Origin of the sequence: Leeuwenhoekiella palythoae, assembly GCF_900130045.1 — a bacterium.
Classification (GTDB): domain Bacteria; phylum Bacteroidota; class Bacteroidia; order Flavobacteriales; family Flavobacteriaceae; genus Leeuwenhoekiella; species Leeuwenhoekiella palythoae.
Genome location: NZ_FQXT01000004.1, coordinates 515,377 through 529,160, shown reverse-complemented (window position 1 = coordinate 529,160; position 13,784 = coordinate 515,377). Strand labels below are relative to the sequence as shown.

General features: G+C 38.8%; 14 protein-coding genes. All 14 read right to left on the bottom strand.

Features of this window, described 5'->3' with window-relative positions; translation table 11 throughout:
* Window positions 1-2 precede the first annotated feature (2 nt).
* The 14 genes from BUA96_RS12815 to BUA96_RS12750 all read right to left on the bottom strand — a co-directional run bounded on the left by BUA96_RS12815 (window position 3) and on the right by BUA96_RS12750 (window position 13,784).
* Complete coding sequence (locus BUA96_RS12815; protein WP_072983655.1) at window positions 3-1,136, bottom strand: glycosyltransferase family 4 protein; 1,134 nt, start codon at window positions 1,134-1,136, stop codon at window positions 3-5.
* Window positions 1,136-2,227: a glycosyltransferase family 4 protein gene (locus tag BUA96_RS12810; protein WP_084673159.1), complete on the bottom strand. Its 1,092-nt coding sequence runs from the start codon at window positions 2,225-2,227 to the stop codon at window positions 1,136-1,138. The genes BUA96_RS12815 and BUA96_RS12810 overlap by 1 nt, the downstream gene beginning before the upstream one ends.
* A complete protein-coding gene (locus BUA96_RS12805) occupies window positions 2,224-3,630 on the bottom strand; it encodes a hypothetical protein (RefSeq protein WP_072983653.1) in 1,407 nt (468 codons plus the stop codon). The genes BUA96_RS12810 and BUA96_RS12805 overlap by 4 nt, the downstream gene beginning before the upstream one ends.
* Window positions 3,631-3,967: 337 nt before the next feature.
* On the bottom strand, window positions 3,968-4,258 hold the full coding sequence (locus tag BUA96_RS12800) for a GIY-YIG nuclease family protein (protein WP_072983651.1): 291 nt from the start codon (window positions 4,256-4,258) through the stop codon (window positions 3,968-3,970).
* Window positions 4,259-4,418: 160 nt separating this feature from the next.
* On the bottom strand, window positions 4,419-5,540 hold the full coding sequence (gene neuC, locus BUA96_RS12795) for a UDP-N-acetylglucosamine 2-epimerase (RefSeq protein WP_072983649.1): 1,122 nt from the start codon (window positions 5,538-5,540) through the stop codon (window positions 4,419-4,421).
* 8 nt (window positions 5,541-5,548) lie between these two features.
* On the bottom strand, window positions 5,549-6,463 hold the full coding sequence (locus BUA96_RS12790) for an O-fucosyltransferase family protein (protein WP_072983647.1): 915 nt from the start codon (window positions 6,461-6,463) through the stop codon (window positions 5,549-5,551).
* Window positions 6,460-7,500, bottom strand: coding sequence for an N-acetylneuraminate synthase (gene neuB / locus BUA96_RS12785; protein WP_072983645.1), 1,041 nt, complete (start codon window positions 7,498-7,500; stop codon window positions 6,460-6,462). The genes BUA96_RS12790 and neuB overlap by 4 nt, the downstream gene beginning before the upstream one ends.
* A 39-nt stretch (window positions 7,501-7,539) precedes the next feature.
* Window positions 7,540-8,334 carry a glycosyltransferase family 2 protein gene (locus BUA96_RS12780; RefSeq protein ID WP_072983643.1) on the bottom strand — a complete coding sequence of 265 codons (795 nt, stop codon included), beginning with the start codon at window positions 8,332-8,334 and terminating at the stop codon, window positions 7,540-7,542.
* A gap of 2 nt (window positions 8,335-8,336) precedes the next feature.
* The gene (locus tag BUA96_RS12775) at window positions 8,337-9,056 is read right to left on the bottom strand and encodes a class I SAM-dependent methyltransferase (protein ID WP_233430644.1); all 720 of its coding nucleotides are present in this window, start codon (window positions 9,054-9,056) and stop codon (window positions 8,337-8,339) included.
* 14 nt (window positions 9,057-9,070) lie between these two features.
* Complete coding sequence (locus tag BUA96_RS12770; protein WP_072983641.1) at window positions 9,071-9,733, bottom strand: acylneuraminate cytidylyltransferase family protein; 663 nt, start codon at window positions 9,731-9,733, stop codon at window positions 9,071-9,073.
* A 13-nt stretch (window positions 9,734-9,746) separates the two neighbouring features.
* A complete protein-coding gene (locus BUA96_RS12765; protein WP_072983639.1) occupies window positions 9,747-10,661 on the bottom strand; it encodes a glycosyltransferase family 2 protein in 915 nt (304 codons plus the stop codon).
* Entirely contained in the window at window positions 10,648-11,910 is a 1,263-nt protein-coding gene (locus BUA96_RS12760; protein ID WP_072983889.1) for a glycosyltransferase family protein, read from the bottom strand. Before BUA96_RS12760 ends, BUA96_RS12765 begins: the two co-directional genes overlap by 14 nt.
* A gap of 3 nt (window positions 11,911-11,913) precedes the next feature.
* Window positions 11,914-12,885, bottom strand: coding sequence for a glycosyltransferase family A protein (locus tag BUA96_RS12755; RefSeq protein ID WP_072983637.1), 972 nt, complete (start codon window positions 12,883-12,885; stop codon window positions 11,914-11,916).
* Complete coding sequence (locus tag BUA96_RS12750) at window positions 12,882-13,784, bottom strand: glycosyltransferase family A protein (protein WP_072983635.1); 903 nt, start codon at window positions 13,782-13,784, stop codon at window positions 12,882-12,884. Before BUA96_RS12750 ends, BUA96_RS12755 begins: the two co-directional genes overlap by 4 nt.

Below are 13,784 nucleotides of genomic sequence, written 5' to 3'. Positions count from 1 at the left end.
GCTTAGACTAAACTTTTATAGAATTCCAGATTTTGTTTAACAACTACCTGAGTCGCAAATTTTTCAGAAACCCGTTTTCGGGCGTTAATCCCCATTCTTTTTCTTAAAGTTTCGGAATCGAGTAATTGCAAAATTGCATCTGAATATGCCTGATGATCTTTAGGGTCCACGGCATAACCAGTCTCTCCATCGATCATCACCTCATTTGCCCAACCAATATTAGAAGTGACCAGCGCTTTTTCCATCGCCATGGCTTCAATCCAGGTCATCGGTAAAGCTTCTGCGAAGCTGGGCAGAACAACAACGGAAGCTTTCGCGATCTCTTCCTGAACAGCCTTATAAGGAAGTAGCCCTTTAAACTCAATTTGATTATGAAATTTAGACTTTACTACTTCCATAAAAAGTTCCTGAGTTGATCTGCCTGTAAAAACATCTTTCACATCATTTCCTGCAAGAATAAGCCGCGCACTTGCGTTTTCCTTAAAAACCAAGTTGCAAATTTCAGCCAGTTCTAAAACTCCTTTTTTACGGATGACACTTCCATAATACAGTATGCGATTGGAAACCTCCGGAATTTGAACCGGCTTAAAAAGCTCTGTGTCGATTGAATTAGGTATCACTTGTATTTCATTCTTCAGTCCAAAAATTGCTTTAGTCAATTTTGCTGTAAAAGCACTTGCCGCAAGAATATGATCGGCATTTTTAAGTGCCTGCATTTCAAACCAACGGTTTTTGGGTTTTTGCTTTCGGCTATCTAAATGGCAAAAATACCCGTCACTTCCGTTACAGCGAATTACTAAAGGACATTTAAAATGCATCAAAGCCGTAATTCCGGTCCAATCAGGTGCCTCAAGAACATTTATCCCATCTAGAAGAATAATTTTATTGATATAGCGCTGTAAAAATTTACTATGCAAATACCAGCCTGCGAATGTATACTTCCGTTTTGCGATGCTGTGAATTTGGACTCCCTGATCTTCAAATTCCCGGTCTTCGGCCTGACTGTACACAAAAACCGTAACGCGTTCCCCGGCCTCAACCAGACTTGATGCCAGGTTTTTGATACTGGTTCCCAGACCGCCACTTCGGTTTAAATAAGGATGAGGATACTCAGGAGTTAAAAAAGCAATGTGCATCAGTCCAGTAAATTTATATGTTCAGCGACCATACGGTCTAGCGTGTATTCCTTTTCAATTAAAACCGAAGTGTCTTCAGTTATTTTTCGATCCCCAAGTACTACTTCTTCAATAATGGCTGCAAGGGCCCGTTTATCCTTTGGTTGAACTAAAAATCCGTTTTTATCTTCTTTGATAATCTCGGGATTACCACCAACCGTGGTGGTAATCACCGGTACATTTGCCGATAAACTCTCGAGGATAGAGAGACTGAAGCATTCCATATACGTAGGTTGAATGAGATACTGGTAATCGGCCAAAAGTTGTGGAATCTCTGAAGAACTGCCTTTGAATGTCAGCAATTGATCAACCCCTTTGTCTTTGGCCTGTTGCTTTAGGCCTTCTTCCAGCGGACCTTCGCCATAAATGGTGATGTGGAGTTTGTTTTGCAAATCGGGTTTCAACAGCGCCAGGGCATCTATCAAATCCTGCAAGCCTTTAGATTCCCGCAGGTGAGAAACCACAACAAATTGAACTTTGCCTTCCTGATTAAGATCGTGGTTTTCTCTTTTTTTAAAGACCGAAGTATCAATACCGTTGTAAATCACTCCGGTTTTGCGGGCTACCACTTTGCCCAGATCTTTCACAATATGCCGGGCCGTATAGCTGCTTACTCCTATAAACCGGTCTATAGCTTTATGATGTAAATAGCCTTTAAGACGGTTTTTCAACTGCTTTTTAAGCGGAAAACCATTTAAAGGACGTGGATTGTGATCTATGGCGATTAAGTTTTTGATCCTTCCGGCTTGTTTGGCTTTTTTATAAAAAGGGGTACACAACTCGGTAAAATGGGTAACTAGAGCGGTATAGGTTTTTTCATTTTCCTGAAGGTAATTGAGAAAAAAGGCTTCGACACTTGAATTTCCTTCCGCAGAAAAAAGGGTAACACCCTCGTAAAATGTTTTATCCAAAACATCCGGAAAAAACCAATCTACTTCATAACCCTTAGCTTTCGCTGCTTTATCATAAGCCACAAAAAAACGATCCATACCGCCGATGCGATCGGCTCGAAGGACATAATTACAAACTACCGCTAATCTTTTGGTGCTCATAAAGTATTTTTTAAAGCTTGTACACAAGCTTGAGTGGTTTCGTTAAGAGGTTTACCCACCTGCATATCGATAAGCTTCCTGCGATTTTCCAGATCCAGATTGGGATTACGCAGGTATGCGTTTACAGCAGTATACAATTCTTCTGCATTTTTGGCGATTTTAACCGCACCACTTTTAACCACATTATCATAATGCTCATACTGTAAGAACCGCTGATCGTTGTAAAGTCCGTTAGCGCCATTGCCAAAGGCCGTATTCACAACCGGCTTTTCAAACAACATAAAGTCGAGGCTCATAGTTGAAAGCATATTGACGTTCAGATCGCAAAACTTAAGAATAGCTTTAAGCATGCTCAGGTCTTCGCGTGTAGGTACCCGTTGAGACCAGGGCTCGGGATGCCCTTCCCGGGTGAGTTCCCATTTGGGATGATTCCATTTTATTTCAGGGTATTTGGTTTTGGTTTCTGCGAAACGCTGCTCATCTTCTGCCGGTGAAGTCCGTACCAAAAGCTGACACGAATCGATTGCTCCCGAACGGATACCTTCAGCCAAAGTCGCGATCACCAACGGATCGTTAGGGCCAATCGTGGCATCAGCGCAGCTGTAGCACATAATTTTTTCATCAGCATTTAGGTCGAAAGCTTCCAGAAAATTAGTCTTTGGCATATCGAATTCTGGCAATACATACGGCTCAAATTGCGGAGTCCCTACGATAGAAACCGCCTGCGGATTAGTATAGGGATAAAACCGAAGTAATTCCCTTTTCATCAAATCGCTCCAGACCAAAAAGTAGTCAAAAGTTGAGGCCATCCTCCCTTTTGAAGCCAGGTTATCCCAACTAAAAATAAACGATGCGGTAGGAATCTTTAGCTTTTTCGCCCAAAAGACCAGAGTAGCAATAAAGGGTGGTCGCTGATGTGTAAAGAATAAAATATCTGGTTCATGCTCTTTTAAAATTTCACCGTATTTAGTTACAATAGCGTCTCCTGCAAAGCTTCGCTCATGGAACTTTTCATACCGAAGGATGTTCTTTTCGCTATGAAAAATTGAACTGACGGCATAAACAAATCGAACCAAAAGTCCGTGCGCACTCCAGCTCTTGGCTTTGTTCATCTCGTAATTATCTGCAATACCCGGATTGGATTTATGTTTCTGCAGGTGTGCTACTTCTTTCAGTTTACGCCAAAACCAATTCTTTTTAGTTTCAGTAAAAACAGGAAGTTCTACAATGGTAAAAAACGCCGCATCAAGGTCAGGATATGCCGTAGATGGGAGTCCGGAAAATATAACTACTTTTTCAAAAGATCGGGCAGCTTTAGTCAAGAACGTACTCAGCACAAAATTCCGAAAGCCAACCCCATCTGTTATTACAATTCCTAAGGTCTTTTGAGATGCTAAAGTCAAGGTTTTAGATTCAAAGTTATAAGTTTAAAATGCATATTTCGTTTTTCGTTTTTCGTTTTTCTAAATTAAAGATATCAAAATCTGTCACTTCGAGTGTCGGTCGAGACCTCAAGTCGAGACCGGTGTATCGAGAAGCCTGTCAGTTTAAATGTTTGATTGAGGCCCAATGCAAAACGTAATTAAGCTAGAACACTGTCACTTCGAGTGTTTGATTGAGGCCACAAGCCGAAAGCAAATGTATCGAGAAGCCAAGTGAACTCAAGACATCATAACTCCTAAAACTTCTCGATACATCTGAAGCTCCGCTAACGCTATGCTTCAACCACTCGAAGTGACATTATTTAAAACGTTTTTTAGCCAAGTTAGGTAGTTTTTCAAATTCCCCATTAATCAAAGCTTCTTTCTTAGCCTGAGACCATTTTTTAATCCGCTTCTCAAATTCAATTGCCAACTCTGGTTCTGTAAATTCACAATAATAAACCAATTCAATTGGTCTTCTGCTAGATGTATAAGAATTGTTGTACTTCCCGGATTGATATTGTTCAACCCGCTCCCAAAGATCAGAAGTTATACCGGTATAATAGGTTTTATCCCGACATCTTAGAATATAAACATTATAGACTTTCAAGAATTAGGATTTGTTTGTCACTTCGAGTGATTTTTGAGAGCCTGGGCTCGATAAAATTGTATCGAGAACCCTTATAAATTATAAACTTACTAACAACTATGACTTCTCGATACAAATTAAGTTTCGCTATCGCTACACTTAATTCACTCGAAGTGACACTTTAAAGATCCCGAAACTGCTTCTGATGGTCTATTTGCCAAAAAGATTCGGTTCTTAGCGCTTCCAAAAATCCAGATGCAGCTGTAATAGTACTTTTTGTTCCTTTTGGTTTAACCTTTAATGCTTTCGCGGAAGCGATACCTTTTAAAATAGCTGCTTTAGCATTATCCACGTGAATGATGCTGTCGGTTTGTAAGTCCCGGTTTTCTTGGCGCCTGCCCACATTTACCGTAGGAATACCCAGATAGGGAGCCTCGTGAATACCGGCACTGCTGTTTCCTACTAAGAACGTCGCGTTTTTGAGCAAGGTAATGAAATACTCAAACCGCAAGGACGGAAAAAGCCGGAATTGAGGATGCTCTTGAAATTGGCGATACGCTTTTAAAATAGCGGAAGAACCACGGTCATTATTGGGGTATATCACCACATAATTTTGATCATCTTCCAGAAGCGCCGCTACAAAATCAAATGCGTGCGTTGCAGTTTCTTGATGCGCGGTGGTTACCGAATGAAATAAGACTACCGCGTAGCTTTCAAACGGAATGTTGTAATAAGTTTTTACAGTTTCGAGATTGGGTAAGGTCTCACTGAATAACACATCTAAATCAGCCGAACCAATATTGAATATACTGCTCTCGAGTTCGCCCATTTGTACCAAGCGTGTCGCCGCAGTCTCGTGAGATACAAAATGAATATGGCTCAATTTACTTACCGAATGCCTAATAAGTTCATCAACAGTTCCAGAAAGTTCGCCGCCTTCAATATGACCTACCAAAATATTATTCAACGAACCCACAATTGCACCGGCCAGCGCTTCGACCCGATCACCGTGAACAATTATTAAATCAGGCTCAACTGTTTTAACGAAGGCTGAAAAACCTTCGATAGTTTTAGCCAAAGTGAGGTCCATCGTGGCTTCTGAGGTATGATTGGGAAAGCGCTCAATATTTTGAAAACCTGCTTTTTCAATTTCAATAACAGTGAGGCCATATTGCTCGAGCAGATGCATTCCGGTTGCAAAAATTCCATATGCAAAGTCAGTTGAATCATGAACTGCCCGAATAAGTGATTTCAGTTTCCCAAAATCTGCCCGAGTCCCGGTAAGAAAAGCTATTTTTTTCAAAGTGAATTTTATTTTAAAAATAACTTTTCTGGAAAAAATCGGTAGTTGGGGTATGGCTCATTAAGCATTTCGACTTCCAAATTTGGATTGAAAACCACAGAGCAACCGCTTAAAATCGAGGCTGTTTTGATCAGTTTGTCGCACTTCGCAAGAATGAGGCAATCAATTAAAGCTTCGCGGTTAACCTCGCGATGATTCTTTGCTGTAATATGAATGGGTTTCCCATTTTTAGAACGATTGATCGTTCTACATAATATCTGGTTTTCTTCAAATTCCAGGGTCATATAATCGATGAAAGTATGATCATCACTAGCCAGAAAAAATTGAATGTTTTGCGATTCTTTTTCAAACTCGGAAAGTAAGACCTTTTTTACCTGTTCATATGAAACAGCAGGAGCCTCGGCAATTTTGTCTGTCCCCCTGAAGTGTACGCCTATGATACGATTTGCTTTGAATTCAATTGCACTATATTTGTGTACAAATTCGGTAACTTCGGCATCAATTTTCAGATATTTATTGAGTAAGTAATTTGCTCGTTCTAAAGTTAAAGCCGAATTGTAATTCCATGCCGTGTTCAAACCCAATTCTTTAAAAGACCGCATAACCGCATAATGGAGGAAGAATGGCTTTTGAGAATCATTTTTAAATTTTACGAATTCTGAAAAGCTTTTTGAGCCAATTCTTTTGGACGGATTTCTAAAAATCACAAAAGGTTTTAAACCCGCGGAGTCACAATATTCAAGAATTTCAAGCAACCAAATAAAGTTTGCTCCAAAACCCATTTTAGAGAACACCTCAACGGCAAATATGCCATTAGATTTGTTTTTAAGGATAAGCTGTTGATTGCACTGTAGGCGAAGATTAAAATAGTAATCTATCACCCTTTGATATGCGGTATTCAGGAATTGTTTTATCGAACTCATTGAATGTCGCTAAACTTGAGTTGAGCATCTTCAGCAATAGCTCTTGCTGCTTTTTTACCCAGAATATCTTCAAACTGTTCAGCTAAAATCTCGCCCGTTCCCGGGCGCTTTACCCAAATATTTGCTTCGGTAAAAACTTCGCCTTCCTTGATGGGTGCTATAGTACAAACGGTTGCGAATGCAAAATCGATGGTGACCTGTTCCTCCTTTGTTGGAGCTTTTTCGCCCCCGCGCATGAGCCAGATTTCCTTACTTGACCTGATGAGTTCGGCGCAGGCTTCTTCATCCATACTGCAAACAATATCTGGTCCGGTACGTTGCATATGATCGGTAAAATGCCGCTCTAAAATAGAAGCACCTAAAGCTACTGCTCCCAAACAGGCATTATTGTTCAAGGTATGATCTGATAAGCCAAAAGGCACATCGGGAAAGGCCTGATGCAGTTGTGTCATCGCGCCCAAACGCACTAAATGGGTGGGTGTTGGGTATAAATTGGTGGTGTGCAGCAAAGCTAAAGGTGTCCCGGCATCCTTAAAAATCTGTACAGCCTTAGAAACACTTTCAAGGGTATTCATCCCGGTGCTGAGAATAACCGGCTTACCAAAACCTGCGATGTGCTTAAGCAAGGGATAATTATTGCATTCCCCAGAACCGATTTTATAGGCCGAAACATGCATAGCCTGAAGCCGGTTTGCGGCAGCGCGGGAAAAGGGTGTAGAGATAAAGAACATTCCCTTTTCTTCTACGTACTTTTTAAGCGCAATCTCATCAGCTTCATCAAGCGCGCAACGCTTCATAATCTCGTAAATAGAAACAGTTGCATTCCCCGGAATCACTTTCTTCGCCGCACCGCTCATTTCATCTTCTACAATATGCGTTTGATGTTTGACCACTTCCGCTCCTGCCCGGTGCGCAGCATCAACCAGTTCTTTGGCAACCTGTAACGAACCTTCATGATTGATGCCTATTTCGGCGATGACAAGTGGCGGGTAATCTGGTCCTATTTTGCGGTTTTCGATTTGGATGTATGGGTTCAAGGTTTTGTTTTTTTATGTGAAACTGATATCATATTCAATTTAAAATTTATCAGGTCTTTTGGTCAAGAATTTTAGATGAATAAACAATTTCTTTAATGCATAATACAAATCTGAGAATAGATTACTAAAAATTTTAAGACAAGATCCCAAAAACGACTTTACCGCATATTTTAGACTAATATCTTTATGCCAAAGTTGATAGGCTCCGATGAGTTCATTTTTATAACGAAAGAACTCCTGTTTTTTGGTGCGTTTAATATCATAACAAAAGATAGCAGGGGCTAAAACAATGTCATATCCGGCTTTTAAAACACGTACTGACCATTCCTTATCTTCAAATGTTGTAATATCTGATTTAAATTGGTGCTTCTCCCAAACCCTTTTACTAAAAGCCGAACCACAGAATATTAGTCCTGATTTATTAGGATCCTGTTTAGAACTTATGTTTTCAATATAATTAACATAGTCATTGGGATTATGAATACAGCGTACCCCAGCCAGATTTTGATTTTTCTGAAATTCAAGTCTTATCGAAGTAAAAAAATCGTGACTAACCGGGTAGGCATGTGCACTAAACATAACTACTATTGGAAAGTTTGCAACTTCTGCTGCTCTATTGGCACTTCCTCCGTAACTGAATTCTTTGATAACTTCAAAACGAACCCGATGCTTTTCCGAAATGGCTCTGCTGGTATCTGTGGAACAATTATCCAAAACAATTATCTCATTGATTTGATCGAAGTATCTCGAAGTAAGGTTTTTCAAAAGAAACTCGAGAGCCTGACTCTGATTTTTGTTACGGATAACTACGGAAATACCTAGAGTTTGAGGCATTGTTATTTTTTGTAAATGAAAATCAAATTATGATAAAAATGAATGGAATCTATATTCTTATCCATGTATGTAGGTTCATAGTCCCACTTAAATTCTTTATAGTTGAGACCGTCTATTAAATACTTAAAATAATTCATACTCGTCTGCAAAGCATGGTCAGAGGGATGTCCGCCTCCGAGACTAGACCAATAAGCAGTTTGGGTATCTTCTATAACATAAATACCACCACTATTGAGCAGTGGAAATAAAATCTTAAAACTTTTAATTACATGTTCATTTAAATGACTACCATCATCAATAACTAAGTCTATGCTTCCAATTGAATTTATAGTTTGCTTTAAAAAATCAGGATCAGCCTGACTGCCTTTAAAAATTTTTATCCTCTTTTCCTGAATACTACTTTTATCAACAATATCAATTGCGTAGATGTTCGCTTTTCTAAAGTAAACTTTCCACATGCGTAAGGAATGTCCTCCTTTTTCCGGATCTTCAAATCCCCCCACCCCAATCTCCAAAAGATTTATCTTTTGCTTTCTATAATGCGAAAAGTGATTATGATATACTGGCATATAATTATGGAAACCGTGTTTATCTGTCTCAAATAAGGTGGCAAGAGCGACAAGGTCTTTTCGATACCAAAGTGCTAAGGGTTTTATTAGAATTCTTTTAAAACGCTTACGCAACGTTTTAGGTATTCTTTTTTTAATTCTATTAATCACCACAGACTTGTATTCAACTAACTTTTATAGACATTTAAAAAAAATTCAGCCTTTTTAAAATCGGCTTCCGTATCAATATCGATTTCGGCAAAAGGATGGTCAACAATCAGGGAATAGTTTTGTTCTCCCAGAAGTTTCCCCTGATTAAGTAAGGCTGTTTTAAAAATATAAAGCAATCCATTCTCATAATACAAAGGCTCTAAATCCTGACTGCGCTGCCCCATTTCATAATTGTAAGGTATAAATTGATTATTAAAAATAGTTCCCAATTTATGTTCATTTCGGGAAACGGTCATCAGGCTGTCACAATCCTCTCGCTCAAAGACTGCGATAGCCTCTTTAAGAAGCCCTTCTGGTCTCAATGGATTTGTGGGCTGCAGCAAAATAACCGCTTCGTATTTTTTTTGTAATTGATTAACTGCGTGCTGCAAGGCTGTAATTACCGGCTCTTCATTACCTGCTAATGAATCGGGTCTTTCAATAACCTGAATTTTATTCTGAGCGGCAAAATTCAAAACAGCAGCGTCGTTTGAAGTGACTACTATATCGCTCAAATCATTTTTCAAAGCGTAGGCAATGCTGTGCCCCACCAGCGGCTTATCTCCTAATTGCCGCATATTTTTTCCGGGAAATCGTTGTGAACCGGCACGTGCGGGGATAAGTATAAGATATGAATTCATTGAATATTCAAACTTAAGAGTAATTCCAATAAATTGGAGATGCTGGTAAATTTGAGTAGCATTCCAATTCTTCTTTTGTAAATCGTGAATCAACTATTTTTCTATACTTTCGGTTTTTCAAAAGTTCACTCCCAGCGAAAAAAATTGAAATTAAAATATTGAAATCTCCTTTTAAAAATTTCAGCCTTAATTGTTCTTTTATAGAATACATAATCTTCAACCAGGCTTTTTGTTTGGGGTAAAAGATCAAATAGTTGCTCCAGGCAGCCTGCAAAGCCCATTGGGTTCTTAAGCTGGTTTCTTCAGCGCTCTTTTTTCGATTCTTTAAAGATACCCGATGATGAACGAGCACTTTTGGAAAATAAAATATTACCTGTTTCGCCCTAAATAATTTCATTGCGGCATAGTCTTCCTCTCCATAGAAATGATACCATTCCGGATAAGACTTTATAAAGTTATCCCAGGCACTTTTACGCATCAGGTGAGCACCTCCCAGAAAGTTACCTACCTGATAGGTTTTCTCAGTTGTTTTTTGATTAGCTGGCTTTTGCAGGCCCCAAAAAAGTCTAAACGATAACACAGCACAGTTGAAATTCTCCTGCATAAACGACATTGCTTTTTCTAATGCTTCAGGATTTAAAAAGTGCGCATCATCATCAAGGGAAAGAACGTATTCTGTGGGAGCGGCTTGCATCAATTGGTTTCGGTTGGCTATCAAGCCCTTATTTACCGTATTCTGAAATATGTTTATCTCCGGATATTCACTCGAGATGTATTCAAAAGTATGGTCTGTAGATGCATCATCCCAAATGTAAATCCCGTCATCAGCAATAACTTCTCGCAAGGTATTCAGGGTAAAGACCAACTCCCTTTTACGGTTGTAAGTGGTAATTATAATGCTTACGTCTTGGGAATCAAGCAGAGGCATTCAGAATGTTTTGAATCTGTTTATTAAGATACGCTGATGAAAAATAGTCCTGTAAATCGGTCCGGTTTAAACGCCAGGATTCTGCCTTTGTATTTTTCCATTTGAGGTAGAGTCCAGAGAGAATACCGGCGATCTGCTCGGAATCGTCTGCCTCACTTTGACAGACGTAATCTTCTCCGAGCAGCCTGCGCACTTCACTTTTTTTCGGACTTAAAGCTAAAATAGGCTTATCTACCATCACACAATGAGCCATCTTGGCCGGTAAAAACGGGCTAAAATCGGTATCACTTGCCTCAACGATAAGATTTACTGAAGCAGCTTGCTGTAGTGCTAGAGATTCCGCATAAGAAACACCCGGATGAAAAATAAACTGTGGAGCATGTTTATATAAGCTCATCAATTCTCTATAATTACTGGAAGGCCCCACTAAATACAAATAGCTCTCCTGTCTCGCTTCTTCCTGACTTTCTAAGAAAAGCTGAAATCCTTTTAATAGTCCCTCAGGTGATCTGCCTCCTATTAAATTTCCTGTATGAACGATGTTAAACGCAGCGTCCTTAAAAAATGAAGGTAAGGAAACCCCGGAAATTACGTTGTCGTATTGATGTGGAATGACAACAGATTTTTCTTTAAACTCTGGATAAAATCCTGCCATGTGGTCTGCCAAAAGACGCGATGGAAAGCCTGCAAATTTGCAATGGGTAGCTACTTTATTAAAAAAATGATCTTTCTGTATTGCCCCTTTAGGAACAAAAGTATATGGCTTGGGATAATTTTGAAAGGGATAGGGATCATGTATATAAGCCAACCATTTTAGATGCCACAGGGGCAGTTGTAAAATAGCATGATGAGGGCGAAAACTCTCGCCTTTACTCAGAGATATTATTAAGTCAAAATCGGTTATCCTAAACCTCTCTAAGGTTTTGACAATTGATTTTGAATCATTAAAAAATGTAAAACTAAATCCAAATCTATTCTCTAAAAAGACTGACCAGTTGACACCTAGATTACGCTGCACAGTACGTTGAATTCCTCCTAGCACATAGGTTAAATTAGCTCTTCGCTCTTTAGCTAAAACACATTCAGCACCTTTGATTTGTAATTCAACCTGTGTGTAATGTATAACACAAACCTTATATCCATTACCAATCAGGCTTTTAATAAAGGCCACATTTGCTTTAGAACCGCTACTGTCTTCGGGATTAATAGAATCTGTAACAACAAGTAAATTTTTAGAGCTATTTTGCACCAATTAAAGTTTAAACAGTCGCTTAATTATCCGGAACACCAATTTGCGTAATTTCCAGGGCAAAAGAGATCTGGTTGAATAGCCGGCTCTTTGGATCAGGTCTTCGCTTACCTTGTTTTCTTTTTCAAGGATAAACGACCTGGAATGCTCATCCAAGTTGTTTGCCATATGGTAGGCATAGGTTTCAACCGTTGAAAGGCGGTAATAGCCCTTTTCGTCACTTAAAGAATCAATAAATTCACGCTCTAATCCATTTTTGAACTTAATAAGTGGCTGATTCTTCTTAGCTTCAAAGAGTTCACTGCGATAGGTAGCCACAAAATGACCACAGCCTATTAATGCATTGGCATTTTTAAGTACATATTGCCGTTCTTTCCAGGAATACTTACGGTTTTCCCGGTTTAAGAGGGAGTCATTTCCCATTCCTGCCAAGTAGAGTTCTGCTTCTACGTCTGACATCAACTTTTTATAAGCGATACCACAGGTCAAATACTGATCTGAAAAAACTGCTGTATTTTCATAGAAAGCTAAAGCCGGGGAAGGTAAGGGTGCAACTACACCGGCTTTAGGGCACGAAGCGAAAACCTTAAATACAGCCTGTTCCCAACCCTCATAGAAAAGCACATCGGCATCTGTTATGGTAATAAAAGCTTCTGCAGCAGAACGCGCCTCCTGCAATACCGGAAAGACCTTGCCCTTATTCTCTGCATACCAAACCAGCTTATCGATTGCTGGGCGATATTTCTCTATTACACCTGCTATTTCATCGCAGGAATTATTATTGATGAGGGTAATTGCGGTGGTTTGAAGATTGAGGGTTCTAATTAACTGACCTAAAAATTTCTCAAAAACCTCCAGATGATTTAGGTAATATTCGTCTTCCAGATTAGGAATGAAAACCGGCACAATCACCCGATGTAAAAAAACAGGTAATTTCTCGTTTTTAAGTTTTTCAGGATTTACGCCGTTTCTCAAAAGCGAATAGATTTAAAAGCATTTTTAAAAAAAGGCACCAATCGTCTAAACTCTCCATACTTAAAATATACCTGATACAAATTTGAAAATAATTTCAAATTTGTCTTATTATTGATAACAGACTTCTCAAGTCTGTTAATTAGCAAGTTTATCTCTTTATCAGAGAACCGGTCCTTATATTTAGTTAGCAAATGATGAAAGAATAAATTTGAGGCTACATTCTTTTTTTTATTAAGTAAATTATCTCCCGAAATATTGAATGGACTCGCGCGCACACCTACTTTAGACTCATTAATTGTATATATAGTTCCAAAGTCTGAGGCCTTGAGATATAAGAGGTCATCAGCATACCAGGCTAATGGAAAGTCTATTAGCGATGATTTGACTTGTTTTGAAAGAAAAATATACTCACTTAAAGAGCTTCTTGCTTTACCCGACAATTTTTTTATAAAAAACTTTAAAGAACTTTCATATTGAACGCAGTAATGTTCGTTACTAATTGGCTTGCCTGAGACATCAATTATTCTTGTAGCATAACGCAGAACTTTAATATTTTGTTTTTCTATCAAATTAATAACCTTATAAAATTCCTCTATACACTCAGGGTCTAAAACATCATCATCACCTAGAATCATTAGATATTTTTCATCATTAATCATTTCAATGCAACGGTGCCAATGTTTTACAAGAGAGGTACTTCCCAAATTGTCTTTGAAACTTGAGTAATTTATTAGCATTCTTTTCTTATACTCTGAAATTATCCTATCAGGACTCTCTGGAGAACCGTCATTACCGATGTAGACAACAAAAGACATATTAGTTTGACGCGAAAGAGATTCAAGAGTATGTTGGAAAAATTTAAGTTTAAAATAGGGAATCACAATGGCTAAACTATTCAT